Genomic DNA, 19,045 nt, shown 5'->3' on the forward strand with positions numbered 1-19,045 from the left:
CACTTAATGTGCTTTCCGTCTTGCGCAGGACTGTAGAGCAGGAAACTTCATATGCGGCCCTCCCGGGCGCAAGCAAAAGGGCGACCCCTGTCCGGAGTCGCCCTTGCGGTGCTGGTTATGTACGGCTGTTACTCGGCGTCGTGGTGACGGCGGGGCTTGCGGCCTCCGTTGTCGCCGGGACGGCGCGGACGGTCGCTGCGCTCGGAGCGCTCGCGACGCGGACGCTCACGGCGCTGGAAGTGCTCGCCGTCGCCCTCGGAGGAACCCTCGGCGCGAGCCGGAGCCTCAGGCTTGTCAAGACGATCGAGCGAAATCTTGCCGCGATCGTCGACCTCGATGACGAAGACCTTGACCTCGTCGCCCACGTTGAGGACGTCCTCGACCTTCTCCACACGACCCTTGGCGACGCGGGAGATGTGCAGCAGGCCGTCCTTACCGGGCAGCAGATTCACGAAGGCACCGAATGGCTGGATGGAGACCACACGACCGGTGTACTCCTCGCCCGGCTCGGGAACCTTGATGATGAGCTTGATGCGCTCGACGGCCTGATCGACGGACTCGCCAGTGCCGCCGACAAAGACGGTGCCGTCCTCCTGAATGTCGACCGAAGCGCCGGTCTCGTCCTGGATGCCACGGATGACCTTACCACCAGAACCGATGACGTCGCGAATCTTGTCAGTCGGAACCTGGATGGAGACGATACGCGGAGCGGTGCTGCGTGTGGTGTGGCGCGGCTCGGGGATCACATCGAGCATCTTCTGCAGGATGAAAGCACGACCCTCCTTGGCCTGCTGCAGGGCGCGGGCCAGGATGTCGAAGGTAAGGCCGGTGGCCTTGTTGTCCATCTGCAGGGCGGTGATGCCCTCGGTGGTGCCGGTGACCTTAAAGTCCATGTCGCCCAGGAAGTCCTCGAGACCCTGGATGTCGGACAGGACCACGGTCTTGCCCTCCTCCTGGATCAGGCCCATGGCGATACCGGAGACCGGGCGCTTAATGGGCACGCCGCCGTCCATAAGGGCGAGCGTGGAGCCGCAGGTCGAAGCCATCGAAGAGGAGCCGTTGGACTCCATGACCTCGGAGACGACGCGGATGGCGTAGGGGAACTCGTTCTCGTCGGGGAGCACCGGAAGCAGAGCGCGCTCGGCCAGGTTGCCGTGGCCGATCTCGCGGCGCTTGGGGCTGCCCATGCGGCCGGTCTCGCCGGTGCAGAACGGCGGGAAGTTGTAGTGGTGCATATAGCGCTTGCCCTCGGTGGGCTCGATGGTATCCAGGCGCTGGCCCTCGTTGAGCATACCGAGCGACAGGACGGAAAGCACCTGGGTCTGGCCACGCTGGAACAGACCGGAGCCGTGAACGAGCGGCAGGTAGTTATCCTTCACCATGATGGGGCGAATCTCATCGGCGGCACGGCCGTCGACGCGCTCGCCGGTCTCGACGACCATGGTGCGCATAGCCTTCTTCTCGAGCTTCTTGAGCGCCACGGGGATCTCGCGCTCCCAAGCGGCCTGCTCCTCCTCGGTGAACTCGGCACGGATGGACTCCTTCAGAGCCTCGACCTTACCGATACGGGAGAGCTTGTCGGCATCGCGAAGGGCGGCGGCCATCTCGTCGTAGTGGGCGAAGATGCGCTCCTGGACCTCCTCGACGGGCTGGTCGAGCGGGTACTCCTTCTTGACGATGGCGCCATTGACCTGCTCCCACTCGGCAACGAACTCGTCCTGGGCCTGGCAGAAGGCGGCAAGGGCCTCCTGGCCAAACTTCATGGCGGCGAGCATGTCGTCCTCGGAGATCTCCTCGGCGCCGGCCTCGACCATCGAGATGAAGTCGGCAGAGCCGCCCAGCTCCAGGTCCAGGTCGGAGTTCTCGCGCTCCTCGTAGGTGGGGTTGACGATAAACTCGCCGGTCTCCACGTTACGGCCGATGCGCACGCAGGCAAGCGGGCCCTCGAAGGGCACGCCGCCGAGCGTCATGGCCAGGGAGGCACCCATGACGTTGATGACGTCAAAGGGGTTGACCTGGTCGGCGACGAGCGAGGTAGCGACGATGTGTACCTCGTTGCGGAAGCCGTCCGGGAAGCTCGGGCGAATCGGACGGTCGATCATGCGCGCGGTGAGCGTGGCCTTCTCACTGGGACGGCCCTCACGCTTGAGGTAGCCACCCGGGATGCGGCCGGCGGCGTACATCTTCTCGTTGAAGTCGACGGTCAGCGGGAAGAAGTCGTAGTTCTTGCGCTCCTTGGAGACGACCACGGTGTCGAGCATCGTGGTGTCGCCCTGCTTGACCAGGCAGGCGCCGGTGGCCTGCTTGGCAAGCTCGCCCGACTCAAAGGTGTAGGTCTTGCCGTACAGCTCAAAGGTCTTGGATACGAGTGTCATTGTTCTCCTTTACCCCGCAGGCCCCTTGCCTGCAGGCTCCTCATGTGACGCGGGCCCCCTGCCCCCGCCACGCTTCAGAGCGTGATTGTTCACGCCCTTACACAAAAAGAGCGCCCCGCTGCGCAGGACGCTCCTTGCATGTACAAATCCTTACTGGATGTTGTCGCGGATGCCCAGAGCCTTGATGAGCTCACGATACTCGACGATGTCGTTCTTCTTGATGTAGGAGAGAAGACGACGACGACGGCCGACGAGCATGAGCAGACCACGACGGGTGTGGAAGTCCTTCTGGTGGGACTTCATGTGCTCGGTCAGCTCCTTGATGCGCTCGGTCAGGATGGCGACCTGAACCTTGGGGTTGCCGGTGTCGACCGGGGTGTTACCGAACTGGGCAGTCAGCTCCGCCTTGCGCTCTTTGGAAACAGTCATTGTTTCACCTTTCGTTTCTTGTCGCCCGCGGGCGACGCTATTCGCCTCGGACTGGGAAGCCGCCGGTGGAGCGAGCATCCAAGGTCGAGGTACCAACAGGTCGGTATGTTACCACAAGCAGCCCGCGCCTGCGCATCATCACCGACCCAACATGAATTCCATCGCACGGAGACGTTGATCAGTGTGCGTCGCAGCCCACACGTGCGAAAGCCCCAGCAAAAAGGCAGCGGTATGGGGGTCGACCCTTTCGGCCATAAGCGCATCGAAGGTCATGGACATAAGGGCGCGCAGCCATGCGACCTCACCGGTCGACACCAGCTCGGCACCGGGCACGCTCGACGCGCACGACCCGCACATGAGGCCGCCCGCCTGGGGCGAAAAATACGACAGCATCGGGTCTCCGCACAGCACGCATGCCGAAAAATCGGGTCGGTAGCCAACGTGCGACAGCAATTTAAAGACAAAGGCCGCCACGAGCAGGTCCATATGCGCCGCGTCGAGCCCGCTGCCCACCAGGGCAAGCGCTCGCTGCGTGATGGCAAAGGTGAACGGGTCCTCGGCGTCCTCGAATGAGCACACGCGCGCGACCTCGGCAATCGCGCTTGCGGCGCAGGTCGTCTCGTAATCGGGCGCGGCGCCAACCGGCGCTTCCAAAAGCTCGGCCTGAGAAACAACGTCGAGCGAGCGTCCATGCGCGAGCAACATATCGACGGTACAGAACAGCTCGCAGCGCGCAGCCAGGCGTCCACCGGGTTTGCGCGCGCCCTTTGCCACGGCACGAACCTGCCGACCCCGCTCGTCAAGCATCGTCAGGATCAGGTCCGTCTCTTTGAGCTTGGTCTTATCGAGGACGAGCACCTTCGTGCGATATGTACGAGAACCTGCCATTCGCGCCGCGTGTCCCTAATCCTCGGCGTTATAGCCAAAGCGGCGAATCTGGGCCTCGTCGTCACGCCAGCCGGCCTTGACCTTCACGTCCAGCTCCAAAAAGACCTGGGTGCCAAAGATGCGCTCAAGGTCGCGACGGGCGTCGATGCCGATATGTTTGATCATCTCGCCGCCCTTGCCGATGATGATGCCCTTTTGGCCCTCGCGCTCGACGTAAATGGTGGCGTGCACGCGCAGCACCTTCTTGGTCTGCTCAAGCGCATCGCAAATCACGCCCACGGAGTGCGGGATCTCATCGCGGGTGCGGCGCAAAACCTTCTCGCGCACAAACTCGGCAACGAGCGTCTCATCGGAAGCGTCGGTACCCATGTCCTCGGGGAACCAACGCGGACCCTCGGGCAAAAAGTGCGCAACGGTCTCGATGAAGGCATCGACGTTAAAGTTCTTGACCGACGACGTCACGATCTCGTCGTCATATTCCATGAGCTCGTGGGCGGCCTTAAGCTGCTCCATGACCTGTGCGGGGTCGGCTTCATCGGCCTTGGTGAGCACCAGGACCTTCTTGGAACGGGCATTCTTGACACGCTCGGCAACCCAGGCGTCTCCCCTGCCAATCGGTTTAGTGGCATCAATCAAAAACGCGACAACATCGACATCGTTCAGCTCGAACAACGCACTCTTGTTGAGCTCGGATCCCAGACCGTCCTTGGGCTTATGAATACCCGGGGTATCGACAAAGACCAGCTGGTAGCCGGGACGGTTGACGACGGCGCGCATGCGACGGCGGGTCGTCTGTGCCACCGGCGAGGTGATGGCGACCTTTTTGCCATAGCAGGCATTAAGCAGCGTGGACTTGCCGGCGTTGGGGCGTCCGACCAGGGCCACAAAGCCGCTGCGGAAACCGGGCTCCACGTCACCAAAGCCCGCGAGGCCGTCGCCCTCGTCGCACAGGGCGTCGAGCTCCTCATCGCTCATGCCCTCAAACGGGTCGAACTCCTCGGCCTCGTCAAACGAATCGGCACCTTCAGCCTCGTCCAGGGACTCGTCGTCCAAAATCTCATCGGTAGGCTGCATATTGTCGGACATGGGAATCCCTTTCTAAATAAAGCCGAGCGCGTGGGCAAATACCAGCACGCCCACAATCGCGGCGGTGATGGAAAGAACGTATACAGAGGCGGCGGCGATGTCCTTCGCACGCTTGGCCAGCGGATGAAGCTCCTGGGTCGCCAGGTCGACGATCGCCTCCATAGCGGTATTGCACAGCTCGCCGTGAATCACCAGGCCGCAGCAGATGATAACCGTGGCCCACTCGGCAATGTCGAGGCCGACGATGCAGCCGGCAATGACGGTACACACGCCAGCCGCGAGCATGACCTTGATATTACGCTCGGTCTTGACGGCGGTGACGAAGCCCTCCATGGCGTAAGAAAACGACTTTAAGAAGGACGGATGGTCCTTGTTCGATCCGGGAATCATAAACGGCTCCTAGTCGTGGGCATGATTGGTGATGGGACCGACGTGGACCAGCTTGGGGTCCTCGCCGCGCTCGAGCGCCAGATCGCGCAGGATGGCGTCCTCGCGGGCCTCCATGACCTCGGCCTCGTCGTCCTCGATGTGGTCATAGCCCAGCAGGTGCAGCATTCCGTGTACGAGCATCAGACGGCACTCGTCAGCAGGGCTATTGCCAAAACCGGGGGCCTGACGGGCAATAACCTGCGGGGCCAAGATGATATCGCCGAGCTCGAGCGTCTCGTCGGCGGGAATATCCTCGTCAAAGGCCGAGTCGCATTCAAACGAGAGCACATCGGTGGTGCGGTCGATGCCACGCCACTCGTGGTTGAGCTCGTGCATCTCGTCCTCGTCGACATACGAAAGGGAAATCTCGACTTCACGTTCAACGCCCTCGGCGGCAAGCACAACCTCGCAGATGTGCTCCACCTCCTGCGCGTCGAGCAGCGTATCGAGCTCGGCATCGTTGCTGATCAATACACTCAACGGGACTCCTTTCGGTCGCGCGAGCGCTGCTCGCGCACATCATCATAAGCATCGTATGCCTCGACAATACGCCCCACCAAGGCATGGCGCACCACATCGGCGCGCTCCAGGTGTGCAAACGCCACATCGTCGACACGGCCCAAAATCTTCTCGACATCCGCCAAGCCACCACGACGACCCACCAGGTCGCGCTGGCTGAGGTCGCCGGTAATCACGAACTTGGAGTTGAATCCAAGGCGTGTCAGGAACATCTTCATCTGCTCGGGCGTGGTATTTTGCGCCTCGTCGAGCACCACGAAAGCATCGCTCAGTGTACGACCGCGCATATAGGCAAGCGGGGCGATCTCGATCACGCCGCGCTCCATAAGCTCATCGGTGCGCTCGCGATCCATCATGTCAAAAAGGGCGTCGTAGAGCGGACGCATGTACGGATCGATCTTTTCCTCGAGGGTGCCGGGCAAAAAGCCCAGGTTCTCCCCCGCCTCGACAACCGGACGCGTCAAGATCAGACGGCCCACCTCGTGGCGCTTGAGCGCGGCAACGGCGAGCGCCATGGCCAGATAAGTCTTACCGGTACCGGCTGGACCCAGGCCAAACGTGATGGTATGCGAGCGGATGGCATCCACATAGCGCTTTTGCCCAAGCGTCTTGGGACGAATGACACGACCGCGGTATGAAAGCAGCACGTCATCGCGAAGCGATGTGGCCTCATGCTCGCCGTCGCGCAAGACGGCCAGGCAACGCGAGACGTCGTCAGCAGACAGGGTACGACCGGCCGCCGCCTCGCGAAAAGCATGTTCGAAAAAGCGAGCCACGAGTTCGACCTCGTCCGGGTCACCGCTCACGGCGATGCTATCGCCACGGGCGACCACATGGGCGCGAACCAAGCTCTCGAGTGCACGAAGGACGCCGTCGCCTGCGCCCAAAACGCACGAGGGATCAATTCCCTCGGGAACGGTAAGTCTAATCTTCGAGGCTTCCATGGACCTCCCTGCGCGCATGGACCAAGCCGGAATCATCGACTCCGATGATAGCAACATCGAGCAGGCACGGGGCTGTAAGTCCACAGGTATCGTCAAGACGGGCATGATGGAACGAACCGAGCGTCAGGCTGTCACCATACTCGAGCACGGCACGCTCGACAGTGCCCACGCGACGACGAGCATCGGCAATAGCGAGCTCCTGCGCCGTGTCTCGCATACGACGGCTGCGCTCGGCCATAACCTCGGGCGGCACCTGGTCGGGCATGTCGGCAGCAAGGGTACCGGGACGCTTGCTATAGCGGAACACGTGCATACGCGAGAAACCCACACGGCGGCACAGCGCCAGCGACTCCTCGAACTCCTCGTCCGTCTCACCAGGAAAACCGACGATGACATCGCACGAAAGAGACGCCTGGGGCAAGTTGGCGCGAATCATACGCACCGTGTCCTCAAAGGCCTCCGCACCATAGGGACGACCCATGCGATGCAAGGTCGCCGTACAGCCGGACTGCACGGGCAGGTGCAAAAACGGGGCGATACGCTGCGGATAGCGCGCCATAACCTTAAGCAGGCGCTCAGAGATATCCATGGGCTCGACCGAGGAAATGCGCACATGCGCAATAGTCGTGCGCTCCATGATGGCCTCGAGCAGCTCATCGATTTCGACATGCTCGTCGGTCGCGCTCTTGCCATCGTAGGCACCCAGGTTCACACCGGTCAGCACCACCTCGGGCACGCCGGCCTCCTGGGCCTCGCGAACTTGCTCAAGCACGGACTCGACGGGCACGGAGCGCTCGGGACCGCGCGCCTTCCACACAATGCAATAGGTACAGCGATGGTTGCAGCCGTCCTGGATCTTCACGCCCAGGCGAGAGCGACCGAGCGCATCGACCACCTCGCCATCGCTGCAGGCGGGAACGCTATCGGACTCAACGCCCAGCACCTCGCAGACACGTTCGGCGACATCGATCTTGGACGGCTCGGCGATCACGCGATCCGAAAGCTCCAACAGCTCCTCGGGATGCAAATTGACCACGCAACCGGTCACGAGCACATAGGGCTCATTTGGATGGGCCAGCGCATGACGGACGGCCTTACGGGTCTTGGCCTCAGCCTCGCCCGTAACGGCACAGGTGTTAATGACGATCAAATCGGCATCCTGGGGCTCCACAATAGCAAAGCCCAGGCGCATAAGATCGGCAGTGATACGGTCAGACTCAACCCGGTTGACACGGCAGCCGAGGTTGACGACGGAAATATGGGGTGCGAGCACGCGGGCTCCTTAATCGAGGATATCGTCGAGGGCACTCTTGATACGGTCGGTCACCGACTTCTTACCGGAAGCGACGTCATCGCCCATCTCATCGGCAAAAGCACGGAGCAGCTCGCGTTGCTTATTGGAAAGATTGGTGGGAACGACCACGCGCAGTTGCACGATCAGGCGGCCACGCGAACCGCCACCGCCAATGCGCGGCATGCCGTAATTATTGACGCTCACGGTGTCGCCGTACTGGGCGCCGGCGGGAACCGTCACCTTAACGACCTCGTCGGGCATAATGCCCTCGACCTCGATCTCGCAGCCGAGCGCAGCCTGCGCAATCGAGATATCGCTCACCAGGTACAGGTCGTCACCGTTGCGCTTAAAGCGCTCATGGTCGGCAACGCGCACGTTGACAATCAGGTCGCCAGAAGGCTCGCCGCGAAGGCCGGCCTCGCCAAAGCCGCTCACACGCAGCTGGCGACCGGTCGAAACGCCGGCGGGAATATCGATGTCGATCTTTTCGTGCGAAGGCGTGCGGCCCTGACCGTCGCAGGTCTCGCAGGGATGGTCGATAACCGTGCCCTCGCCATGGCAGTCGGGGCAAGGCGAGGAAGACTGAACCTGGCCCAAAAACGATCGCTGAACCGTCGTGACGTAGCCCGTACCGTGGCAGCGACTGCACTGCTTTTCCTGTGCACCCTCGGCCCTACCGGTACCGTTGCAGTCCTCGCAAGGAGCAAGGCGATCATAGCTGATAGTCTTTTTGCAGCCGAGTGCCGCCTCCTCGAGCGTCACCGAAAGCGAGATGGCCATGTCACGTCCGCGACGACGCTCACGACGGCTGCGGGCGCCACCACCGGCGCCACCGCCAAAGAACGACGAGAACAGGTCGTCCATGCCCATGCCACCAAAGATATCGTTGATGTCGACATAGCCCGAACCACCAGGACCGTCGGCAGTGCCGTAACGGTCGTAGTTAGCACGCTTCTGATCATCGGAAAGAACGGAATAGGCCTCGTTGAGCTCCTTGAACTTGGCCTCGGCCTCGGGGTCGTCCGAAACATCCGGATGTACGGTACGGGCCTTCTTTAAAAACGCACGCTTAATCGTCCGCGCGTCGGCATCCCTGTCGACGCCAAGCACCTCGTAGTAATCCCTTTTTTCCGACACGACCGAATCCTTCCGACTTTCATTATTGTCACAGTGCGTCCTATACCCAAGCTGGGCCGACCGCAAACAAAGGGTTTGATGTTATTGCATTTGATACGGCGAAAGCATGGCCCGTTGCGAGCAACTCGCGAACCAAACCGACACGAGCGCGAACATGAAGCCGTTGGCAAAACCGTTGGCAAACTGCATCGCACCGCGCTTCCACCACAGCAGGCTGCGATGAAGCACACCGTCCGAAAGCACCATGAACAGGCCCATGGTAAACGGAATAAAGCACATCACGGCAAAGGCCGAGAACACTCCCGAGATGGCCGACAGCACCAAAAACGGCGCCACAATGCCCATCAGGTAAAAGCCAGTACGAGCTTTGCCTTCCAAGCGCTCGGCCTCAACATGGGCGCGGCCGACCAGGTCGCCGCCCGCGGCACCGTTAGTGCCAGCATGGCCCATGCCGCTAATGCGGACCTCGTCGCCATCGTGCGTGCCGGCAGGAAACTCAATCGTCTGCTCGGAGGTCACACGGGTTCGCCCGCTGCCACCGCAATCGGGGCAGGGGTCGGCCACGACCTTACCGGAACCGCCGCACTCGGGGCAGACCGACTGGAACGTGCCCGCACCAAACAGGAAGGACAGGTCAACGTCGATGTGGCCGCGGCCACCGCAGCTCGGGCAGGTATGGGCATGCTCAGACGAAACGGAGCCCGAGCCGCCGCAGTTGCTACAGGTATCGAAACGCGTGTAGCGGACGGTCTTGCGGGCACCGCCCTTGGCCTCCTTGGCGTCGAGTTTGATATCGACGACCACGTTGGCGCCGTTCTCGGGATTGTAGGCAGCCTGGCCGCGACGCTGCTGGCCCCAGGCGCCACCAAAGGGAAAGCCCCCCTCAAAGGGATTGCCATAGCCCGTGCTGCCGGCGTAGCCGCCACCATAGGGCGAAGCCGTAGGAGCACCGGCAAAGGGATTGCCAGAACGCATGGCGTCGTAGCGCGCACGTTTTTGCTCATCCGAAAGCACGGCGTAGGCCTCGGAAACCTCTTTAAACTTTTCCTCGGCATCCGGCTCTTTATTGACGTCCGGATGGAGCTTACGGGCCTTTTGCTGGAAGGCCTTTTGAATATCACGCGAGGTGGCGTCCTTGGAGACACCCAGAATCTCGTAGTAATCTTTTTCGTTCATCGTCGCCATGCGCGGCAACCTCCTGCTCACAGCAGCGTATATATTCCGGTAATTCTACCCGAGCGGCCTAAGCTAGATCCCAAAACAGCTCGAACAGAACATTTCCATCGAGCCAGCCCAGATGGGTCGGCGCCAGACGAGCTCGAACATGGCCCGCGACGACATCTGCCGTAGTGAAGGGTCCCTCATGACCCCAGAGCGTCTCGGGCACCCAAGTGGCAAGACCCAATTCGAGCGCGCGATCGCAGGCAGCTGCCAGCTCGCCCGTTGGGATGACGCAAGCTGCACGAGCCAACAGGTCGGACGCAACACCGCGCGTCATGCGACAAGCGAGCATCAAGTCTTCGGCGACAGCCTCACGCTGCGACAGATATTCGGCCTCGAACGCCGTCGCGTCATCGTCACGTTGCACCAGACGCACGCGGTACGCATCGCCCCGAGAAGACACGCCGGGGAACAAGCCTGCAAGACGGTCGAAATCCTCGTCGTCGAGCATGCCCGCGGCAGAACGACCCAGGCCCAGGTAGCCCCGTCCGGTCCAGTAGGCAATGTTATGGGCGCACTCATGGCCATCGAGCGCGTAGCTTGCCACCTCATACGGATGATAGCCGGCCGCACCCAGGCGCTCACGCGCCGCGTCCATGCACGAAGCCTGAAAATCCTCGTCGGGCTCGAGCGACTCGTCACGGCACGCCATGCGATAGAGTGGCGTGCCCTCCTCGAGCGTGAGCGGGTAGACCGACACATGATGAGGCGCCGCCGCCAACACGACATCGAGCGTGCTCCGCCAGCTTGCGGCCGTCTGCCCGGGAAGGCCGCACATCAGGTCGCACGACACATCGAGGCCAGCATCCTTCACCGTCGCGATAGCCGCAAGTGCCCGATTGGCATCGTGAATGCGGCCAATAGCAGCCAGCTCGGTATTGTCGAGGGTTTGCACGCCCAGAGAGATGCGCGTGACACCCGCCTCGGCAAGCGCTGAGGCGAGCTCAGCGGTCAGGGACTCAGGATTGGCTTCGCAAGTAAATTCAACGGGTTTGCACCACATGGAGATACGCCGGGCAAGTTCCACCAGGCGCTCCCCTGCCAGCGATGGCGTGCCGCCGCCAGTATAGACCGTGCGGACCTGCGCAAGCGCCCCGGCGTCGCCAAAGGAATCGAGGCGCGCATACAACTGCTCAAAATAGGAATCAAGCGCGGCATCCAAATCACACGCAGCAAAGCTGCGCGAGTCAAAGTCGCAGTACCGGCACTTTTGAGCGCAAAACGGCACGTGCACGTACAGCGCGGTAACGGCCACCGTTAGGCCTCCAGCGGATGAGCAGGCACCGACTCGCCGGCGGCAAGCGCGGCCTCGCAGGCCACCACGTCGCGCTCGATATCATCGACCAGCGACATGAACTCCTCGTACGTAGAGCAACGCACCACCTGAGCGCGCCAGGCGGCGGCATGGGGCATGCCCTTTAAGTACCAGCTTGCGTACGTGCGAGCACGCGACATGAGCGGCAGAAGCTCGTGCGTCAGCGTTAGGTGCTCGCGCAGAGCCTCCAGGTGCTCGACCGAGGAGCGAGAAGGAACCGGCGTGCCATCGAGTGCAAGGGCTCGGGCATCGCCGAACACCCACGGATTGCCGTAGATGCCGCGCGCGATAAACACCGCGCTGGCACCCGAGTTTCGCAGATGCTCCGCAGCGTCCTCGGCCGAGAACACATCGCCCGAACCAATCACGGGAATCTCGACAGCGTCGGCAACCTCATCGACGACCGACCAGTCGGCCTGGCCCGTGTAGAGCTGCGTGGCGCAACGACCATGCACGGCGACTGCGGCAGCCCCTGCGCCCTCAAGCATCTGGGCAAACGTCGCGGCATTACGGTCCTCGGTATAAAAGCCCTTGCGGATCTTGACGGTCACGGGCACGTGCGCCGCGCCCACCGTGGCCTCGACGATCTTCTCCGCCAGGTCGGGCGTGCGCATGAGCGCCGAACCCTCGCCCTTGGTAACGACCTTGCGGGCGGGGCATGCCATATTGATATCGATGAGCGACAGGCGATCGCCAACGCGCTCCTCGACGGCGGCAACGGCGCTCGCAAACTGATCGGGCTTGGAGCCAAAGAGCTGCACGCAGATCTGTTGCTCCTCGTCGGCCGGTAGCACCAGGCGCCAGGTCTTGTTGCTGGCATAGGCAAGGCCCGCCACGCTCACCATCTCGCTGTAGGCAAGGTTGGCACCGCGGCGGCGACACATGATGCGATAGGCAGGGTCGGTTACGCCCGCCATGGGAGCCATAAGGAACGGCTGCTCGGCATAGGCACCCAGCAGCCGCTTGCTGTAATCAGAAAGCGCCATGGACCTACTCGTCCACCTTGAGGATCGCCATAAAGGCCTCCTGCGGAACCTCGACCGATCCGATGGCTTTCATGCGCTTCTTGCCCTCTTTCTGCTTCTCGAGCAGCTTGCGCTTACGCGAGATATCGCCGCCGTAGCACTTGGCAAGAACGTCCTTGCGACGCGCCTTGACGGTGGAACGGGCGATGATCTTGTTGCCGATAGCACCCTGGATAGGCACCTCGAACAGCTGACGCGGGATGATCTCCTTGAGCTTGTCGCACAGGCCACGGGCCAGGCCATATGCCTTGTCCTTATGGACGATAAACGAAAGCGCGTCCACCTCGTCGCCCGAAAGCAAAATATCGAGCTTCACGAGCTCGGAGGGACGGTACTCGTTGAACTCGTAGTCGAGCGAGGCATAGCCCTTGGTGCGGCTCTTGAGCTGATCGAAGAAATCCAAGATGAGCTCGGCGAGCGGCATATCGAAGCGCATCTCGACCGATTTGCTCGTCAGGTGGATCATGTCGGTTGTGACGCCGCGGTGCTCGATGGCGAGCTGCATGACGGCACCCGTGTACTCAGGCGGGCAGATGATCTTTGCCTTGAGGTAGGGTTCCTCGATACGATCGATGCGTGTGGCCTCGGGAAGGTCCTGCGGACTGCGGACATCGATCATTTCGCCGTCGGTCTTGTAGACGTGATAATCAACCGAGGGACTCGTGGCAATGAGGTCCAGGTTGAACTCGCGCTCCAGGCGTTCCTTGACGACTTCCATGTGCAGCAGGCCCAGGAAGCCCACGCGGAAGCCGAAGCCGAGCGCCACCGAGGTCTCGGGCTCCCACACCAACGACGGGTCGTTGACGTGCAGTTTATCGAGCGCGTCACGCAGGTTCTCGTAGTCCTTGTTGTCGATCGGGAACAGGCCCGTATAGACCATGGGCTTGGCCTCGCGATAACCGGGGAGCGGCTCGGGGCAGGGGTTCGACGCCCACGTAAGGGTATCGCCCACGCGAACGGCCTCGGGATCCTTCAAGCCCGTGACCACATATCCGACCTCGCCGACCGTCAGCGCGTCGACCGGGGTCTCGGCAGGACGCTTGACGCCCACGCCGTCGACCAAAAAGTCGCCCTTGGCTTGCATCATAAGCAGGGTATCGCCCTTTTTGATGGAACCATCGAAGACGCGCACCGTAGCCACCACACCGCGATACTCGTCAAAGTACGAATCCAAAATGAGCGCTTTGAGCGGAGCGTTTGCATCGCCCTTAGGCGGCGAAATCAAAAAGACAATGGACTCCAGCAGATCGTGAATGCCCTCGCCGGTCTTGCCCGAGACGCACACGGCATCATCGGCAGGGATCGCCAGGTCATCCTCGATCTCGGTCTTAACCTCATCGGGATGGGCCGAGGGCAGGTCGATCTTGTTGATGGCCGGCACAATGTCCAGATTGGCGTTCATGGCGAGCGTCGCGTTGGAAACGGTCTGCGCCTCGACGCCCTGCGTGGCGTCGACAACGAGTACCGCGCCCTCACAGGCTGCCAGCGAGCGCGAGACCTCATAGGTAAAGTCCACGTGGCCCGGCGTATCGATCAGATTGAACTGATACGTCTCACCATCGTCGGCGTCATAGGAAACGCGGACGGCATTGGACTTGATCGTAATGCCGCGCTCGCGCTCGATATCCATGGTGTCGAGCAGCTGCGACTCCATGTCGCGTTCGTCGACGGTATGGGTGAGCTCGAGGATGCGGTCACTGATCGTGGACTTGCCATGGTCGATGTGCGCAACGATCGAGAAGTTGCGGATGTGGGAAATGTCAATTGAAGTATTCATGCGGACTATCTTACCCGAGCGGTACAAAAAATGGAGCCTGTTCCATAAAACAGGCTCCATTTATGCGCGTAATCTGTGTGGTGTGAAATTTACAACTTAGGCGTTGATGCTGTTCACGAGCTTGGCAAGACCGGACTTGCGGTTGGAAGCCTGGTTCTTGTGGATAACATGCTTGGCGGCAGCCATGTCGAGACGCTTGGTGACGGTCTTGAGGGCAGCCTGGGCCTTCTCGGCGTCGCCCTCGGCGACGGCGGACTGGACGTGCTTGGTCAGCGTCTTGAGCTCGGACTTGACAGCCTTGTTACGCATGCGAGCTGCCTCATTGGTGCGGATACGCTTCTTCTGAGACTTGATGTTTGCCACTTCTGGAGTTCCTTTCGAGTTCCTTGCAAAAAAATGTATGACACCTCTGAGACACGGTGAGGTCATGCAAGCGCCTACTATAGCACGCTCCTCCTCAAAGGGATAGAACGAATTTGTCAAATAGGCAGGTATCATCACGATTTTCTCAAGATGTTCGTAATCCAGAGCAAAAGCGCCGTCTGAGAATCGGCCGAACCCTTGAGCGCGAGCTCCACATCAACGGCACCCTCGAGCGCTGCGACCAGCTCTGCCATCGAATAGCGGCGTGCCCAGGTCAGGTGATTTTTGACCTGCCAGGACTGGAGCTTGAGCGTTGCGGCCAGCTCGCGACCCTGCCCACGCGCGTCGAGCGCCTTGGCGACGATCAGCTCACGGATGCGACCGCACAGCAATGTGTAAGTCCACACGTAGCTCTTGGAGGGCAGGAGCTTAAAGAGCTCGAGCGAACGCCGCATATCGCGAGCCGAGACGGCGTTGAGGAAGTCCCAGGGTTGGACCTCGGCCGTACGTACAATCCAGCGCTCAACATCGGCAAGTTCAATCTGGGGCGCCTCGACCATCTGGGCAAGCTTAGCCAAGTCGTTATCGAGCATGCGCGTGTTTTCGCCCGAACGCGAGACGAGCTCCTCGGCGGCCGCCGTCGAAATCGACTTACCGCGCTGCGTCGCCATCTGCTGAACACGGCGCGGCAGTTCCCAGCGCTTGGTACCCGAGCAATCGACGATAGCCTTCTTGTCGATCTTGGCGATTGCCTTATACAGGCGCGTATTCTTGGCAAGTGAGTCGGCGATGATGAGGCAGACCGTTGTTGGGCTGGGACTCGCCAGATACTCGACGAGCGGCTCCGAGACCGCCTTGGCGAGCTTTGAGCAGCCATCGAGGATTACCAGACGAAACTCGCTGCCCATCGGAAAGGTGTTAAGCGATCCGATAATGGACTTGATATCGGGGTCCTTGGTCATGTCTCGCTCGTCGAGGTTGAACTCGACCATACCCGACTTTTCCAGACGCGCTTTCATACGCGAGACGGCGTGGTCGCGCTTAACGCCGTCGGTACCGACGATCAGATATGCCGGCAGCAAACCGGTTTCGGACATTGCGCTCCCCTCCCGCAGGCCTTCGTATTCGTTCCGTGCCATTCTAGCCCAGGGGCCCACCACACGCCAACGACGTCGTCACGGTCGCTGGCATCGCATCGCAAAGCCATTCGCAGTCGGTGTGACGGTAATGTCGCCGTGTTCGATGGTACACGCGAACACACCACCCGCTTCCTTAACGGCATCGATGCAGGCATCGGACGGATGGCCGTATCGATTCCCCTCGCCCGCGCTCGCGAGGGAAAGCTCGGGCTTCAGGACGCCCAGCAACTCTCCATCGACTGAAACCTTGGAGCCGTGATGCCCAAGTTTAAGGACATCGATATCCCCCACCTCCTGCACGAATTCCCGTTCTTGATCGAGTTCGGCATCACCGGTGAGGAGCATGCGCAGGCCCTTGCCTTCCTGAACATAAGAGAGCAGCAGGACAAGCGAGTCCTCATTTCCCTCGCCATCCACGGACTCGAATGGCCACATCACGCGAGCGCAAAATGAGCCGATATCGACCGTATCCCCACGGCGCACCTGCCGATACTCCACGCCAGGTCGGTTCAATACCTCGGCAGGAGCATCCTCCAGCGCATCCGCCGCCACGGCAATCGTTCCGACCGAAAACTGTTCGAGCACGGCAGGCAAACCACCCCAGTGGTCCTCATCCCAATGCGTCACAAAAACGGCATCGATATGGTGCACGTAATTGCGAACCAACGCCGCAACCACACGCTCGTCGAGCCCGCAGTCGACAAGTGCAACTGCGCCGCCTTGGCGGATAAGAATCGCATCGGCCTGGCCCACATCGAGCACCGTCACCGAAGGCGGAGCGAATCGATCCCAATAGACGTACGGAATCGCAGCCAAGAGCATCAGGCAAGCAAGCCCCACCGCCATAGGACGTGCACGGGGACGCGGCCACCAGACCAGCAGAACCGCCAGAAAACACGGCACTAGGTAAATCCACATGCTATCGGGCGGCACGCTCACGGATGCACCCGGCATGGCGGCAAACAGCTGCTCGAAGAACAGCGCGCAACGGGCGGCAATCATGGGCACAACGAGCGCCCAAGTCCGCAACGGTCCCACGAGCGAAAAGGGAGCCAGCACGATCGACACAGCGAGCAGTACGCTCACCACCGGACCGATGACCGCATTTGCCAACGGAGCAATGAGCGAGAATGTACCGAAGGCAGGAATGGTGATGGGAAGTGTCGCCAGTTGCGAGCATAGCGTGACGGAAAGCATGCTGGCAAAGCCCGATGGCACGCCCAGCTCACCCAAAGCGTAGGTCGCATAGGGGCAAAAGCACAGAATGGCTAAGACGCTGGCACATGATAGCTGAAAGCCCATCTCGAACAGCACCGTCGGCCGCAGTAGCACAAAGATGGACATGGTTACGAAGAGTGCCGAAAGGCCGTGCCGACGACGCCCCGCGTCGTTTACGACAAGCGTCACGAACACCATGCAGCACGCGCGCGCGGCCGAGGGAGACGCGCCCGTAAATGCAGCGTAGCCCACAAGCGTTATCGCCAATATCGCCCGCTGAAGACCACGTGAGCACCGAGTCTTTTGCAATACGCCCTCGATTACAAACCCCACGATAGCCAAATGGCTGCCCGAGACGGCGATAAGATGTGCCGTTCCCGTCACAGAAAACCAGTCGCCCGCCGGCTGGGCGCGCAGCTCGGCCGAACGACCGCAGACGACACCGGCTATGAGCGCACGCGCCGGGTCGGTCGCAGGCGCGATGGACGCAAGCAGCCCATTTCGCAGCCGAAGCAGCGGCCCCGGAGAACCCTCATCGACCGACACAATCCGAACGGCTTTAACCTTACGCACCTCGCCTCGGAGCACGCGCGATCGTCCATATGCCTCGTTCTCAAAACGCGAAACGCGACCGATAACACGCACGTGCGCCCCGACCTTGAGCTCACGATCACACGATAGGCGAACCGTTGCCAAGTTCTTACCGTCCGCGCGTGCCTCGCAGGTATAGGAATACACGTCGTCGTTTATGGATGGATCACCCTGCACGACAAACTCGAGGCCGCTTGCCGCTCGACCGTCGAGCGCCTTCGAGGCGCTGAGCACACCCACAGCCCACCACGCCGAGACGACCGCTCCCGCCACGAGACCGGCGGACGCGGCATACAGCCACCGCTTCAAAGGGGCAAGCCGCGCACAAGAGTGAGCCAGCACAACGAAAACCGCTGCCGCAACGGGAATGGCCCATAGCGGCCCGACCGCCGTCGCCCGCTCCCTCAGCAGCGCATCAGCGGCTATGCTGAGCACCAAGGCGCAGCTCACGCACATGCCGGCACACAGGGCCATCGTCCACGGAATCAGGGGTCGCGGAGGCATCACGTGCTCGCGCTCGGTCGCGCTCATACGCAGATGCAATCTTTGATTTTGGCAAGCTTCTTCTCGCCGATTCCCGACACACGCATCAGATCGTCAACCGAGGCGAAAGCACCGTTCTTTGTCCGCTCATCGATAATCGACTGGGCCATGGAGGGGCCGATGCCCGAAAGCGTCTGCAGCTCTGCCGAGCTTGCCGTATTAATGTTTACTAGGCCTGTTGCGCCACCGACGCCTGATGATGCGGAAGTCCCACCATCAACACCGGCTTCCGCAATGGACACCTGCTGCTCCCCTACCGTTGGAACGTGAATTTTTTGTCCATCAGTGACCTTGGATGCACGATTAAGCCCCGTAACGTCTGCTTCGGGCGCCAGCCCGCCGGCGGCATCAATCGCCTGAGCCACCCGCGCCCCGTCTTTGAGGCGATATACACCGGGTGACACCACGGCGCCATCAACATCGACATAGACCTCTGCCGCGGCAGACGCCTTAGGCGAAGAGCCTTCAGATGTCTTTCCACTCGAAGCATCGCCGGATCCCGGCTCCACTAACGTGCCCGAACCATCAGTGCGCTCAAACGACACACCGCCGGCACCGCCGCCAAGGTTCGCCATTGCCAGTCCACTCGCCATCGCAATGACGACCAGTATCGCCATCACCACTGTCTTATGACCGAGCAGTTTGCCCGCCCAACGGTCCATCTTTTTGACTCGTTCGTGTTGTTCGCGCTGCGCCATAGCAAAACCTCCCAACACCATCGTGTCAGGAAAGGAGCTCCGCAACAGCCACGC

General features: G+C 61.3%; 17 protein-coding genes. All 17 read right to left on the reverse strand.

What is annotated here, in order from left to right; translation table 11 throughout:
* Positions 1-128: 128 nt before the first annotated feature.
* Complete coding sequence (locus tag DWV20_RS04845) at positions 129-2,375, reverse strand: polyribonucleotide nucleotidyltransferase (RefSeq protein ID WP_118256498.1); 2,247 nt, start codon at positions 2,373-2,375, stop codon at positions 129-131.
* Between the two features lie 150 nt (positions 2,376-2,525).
* Positions 2,526-2,804: a 30S ribosomal protein S15 gene (rpsO, locus tag DWV20_RS04850; protein ID WP_099431792.1), complete on the reverse strand. Its 279-nt coding sequence runs from the start codon at positions 2,802-2,804 to the stop codon at positions 2,526-2,528.
* Between the two features lie 138 nt (positions 2,805-2,942).
* Positions 2,943-3,692 carry a DNA repair protein RecO gene (gene recO / locus DWV20_RS04855; protein WP_118064916.1) on the reverse strand — a complete coding sequence of 250 codons (750 nt, stop codon included), beginning with the start codon at positions 3,690-3,692 and terminating at the stop codon, positions 2,943-2,945.
* Positions 3,693-3,707: 15 nt separating this feature from the next.
* A complete protein-coding gene (era, locus tag DWV20_RS04860) occupies positions 3,708-4,778 on the reverse strand; it encodes a GTPase Era (RefSeq protein ID WP_199581791.1) in 1,071 nt (356 codons plus the stop codon).
* 12 nt (positions 4,779-4,790) lie between these two features.
* Positions 4,791-5,168, reverse strand: a complete 378-nt coding sequence (locus tag DWV20_RS04865) for a diacylglycerol kinase family protein (RefSeq protein WP_118256499.1) — start codon at positions 5,166-5,168, stop codon at positions 4,791-4,793.
* 9 nt (positions 5,169-5,177) lie between these two features.
* Positions 5,178-5,687, reverse strand: a complete 510-nt coding sequence (gene ybeY, locus DWV20_RS04870) for an rRNA maturation RNase YbeY (RefSeq protein WP_117564282.1) — start codon at positions 5,685-5,687, stop codon at positions 5,178-5,180.
* The gene (locus tag DWV20_RS04875; RefSeq protein WP_118256500.1) at positions 5,684-6,670 is read right to left on the reverse strand and encodes a PhoH family protein; all 987 of its coding nucleotides are present in this window, start codon (positions 6,668-6,670) and stop codon (positions 5,684-5,686) included. Before DWV20_RS04875 ends, ybeY begins: the two co-directional genes overlap by 4 nt.
* Complete coding sequence (locus DWV20_RS04880) at positions 6,651-7,943, reverse strand: MiaB/RimO family radical SAM methylthiotransferase (protein ID WP_118256501.1); 1,293 nt, start codon at positions 7,941-7,943, stop codon at positions 6,651-6,653. Before DWV20_RS04880 ends, DWV20_RS04875 begins: the two co-directional genes overlap by 20 nt.
* Before the next feature lie 9 nt (positions 7,944-7,952).
* A complete protein-coding gene (dnaJ, locus tag DWV20_RS04885; RefSeq protein ID WP_118256502.1) occupies positions 7,953-9,101 on the reverse strand; it encodes a molecular chaperone DnaJ in 1,149 nt (382 codons plus the stop codon).
* An 81-nt stretch (positions 9,102-9,182) separates the two neighbouring features.
* Complete coding sequence (locus tag DWV20_RS04890; protein ID WP_199408033.1) at positions 9,183-10,286, reverse strand: DnaJ domain-containing protein; 1,104 nt, start codon at positions 10,284-10,286, stop codon at positions 9,183-9,185.
* A 58-nt stretch (positions 10,287-10,344) separates the two neighbouring features.
* Positions 10,345-11,577, reverse strand: a complete 1,233-nt coding sequence (gene hemW / locus DWV20_RS04895; protein ID WP_118256503.1) for a radical SAM family heme chaperone HemW — start codon at positions 11,575-11,577, stop codon at positions 10,345-10,347.
* Positions 11,578-11,579: 2 nt separating this feature from the next.
* A complete protein-coding gene (gene dusB / locus DWV20_RS04900; RefSeq protein ID WP_118256504.1) occupies positions 11,580-12,623 on the reverse strand; it encodes a tRNA dihydrouridine synthase DusB in 1,044 nt (347 codons plus the stop codon).
* Between the two features lie 4 nt (positions 12,624-12,627).
* Positions 12,628-14,439 carry a translation elongation factor 4 gene (gene lepA, locus DWV20_RS04905; RefSeq protein ID WP_117776228.1) on the reverse strand — a complete coding sequence of 604 codons (1,812 nt, stop codon included), beginning with the start codon at positions 14,437-14,439 and terminating at the stop codon, positions 12,628-12,630.
* Between the two features lie 96 nt (positions 14,440-14,535).
* Positions 14,536-14,802, reverse strand: a complete 267-nt coding sequence (rpsT, locus tag DWV20_RS04910; RefSeq protein WP_022094714.1) for a 30S ribosomal protein S20 — start codon at positions 14,800-14,802, stop codon at positions 14,536-14,538.
* Positions 14,803-14,936: 134 nt separating this feature from the next.
* On the reverse strand, positions 14,937-15,899 hold the full coding sequence (holA, locus tag DWV20_RS04915) for a DNA polymerase III subunit delta (RefSeq protein ID WP_118256505.1): 963 nt from the start codon (positions 15,897-15,899) through the stop codon (positions 14,937-14,939).
* A gap of 78 nt (positions 15,900-15,977) precedes the next feature.
* Positions 15,978-18,281, reverse strand: coding sequence for a DNA internalization-related competence protein ComEC/Rec2 (locus DWV20_RS04920; protein WP_118256506.1), 2,304 nt, complete (start codon positions 18,279-18,281; stop codon positions 15,978-15,980).
* Entirely contained in the window at positions 18,278-18,991 is a 714-nt protein-coding gene (locus DWV20_RS04925) for a helix-hairpin-helix domain-containing protein (protein WP_118256507.1), read from the reverse strand. Before DWV20_RS04925 ends, DWV20_RS04920 begins: the two co-directional genes overlap by 4 nt.
* Positions 18,992-19,045: the final 54 nt, after the last annotated feature.

The organism is Collinsella sp. AF02-46-1 (assembly GCF_003465825.1).
In the GTDB taxonomy this organism is placed as follows: domain Bacteria; phylum Actinomycetota; class Coriobacteriia; order Coriobacteriales; family Coriobacteriaceae; genus Collinsella.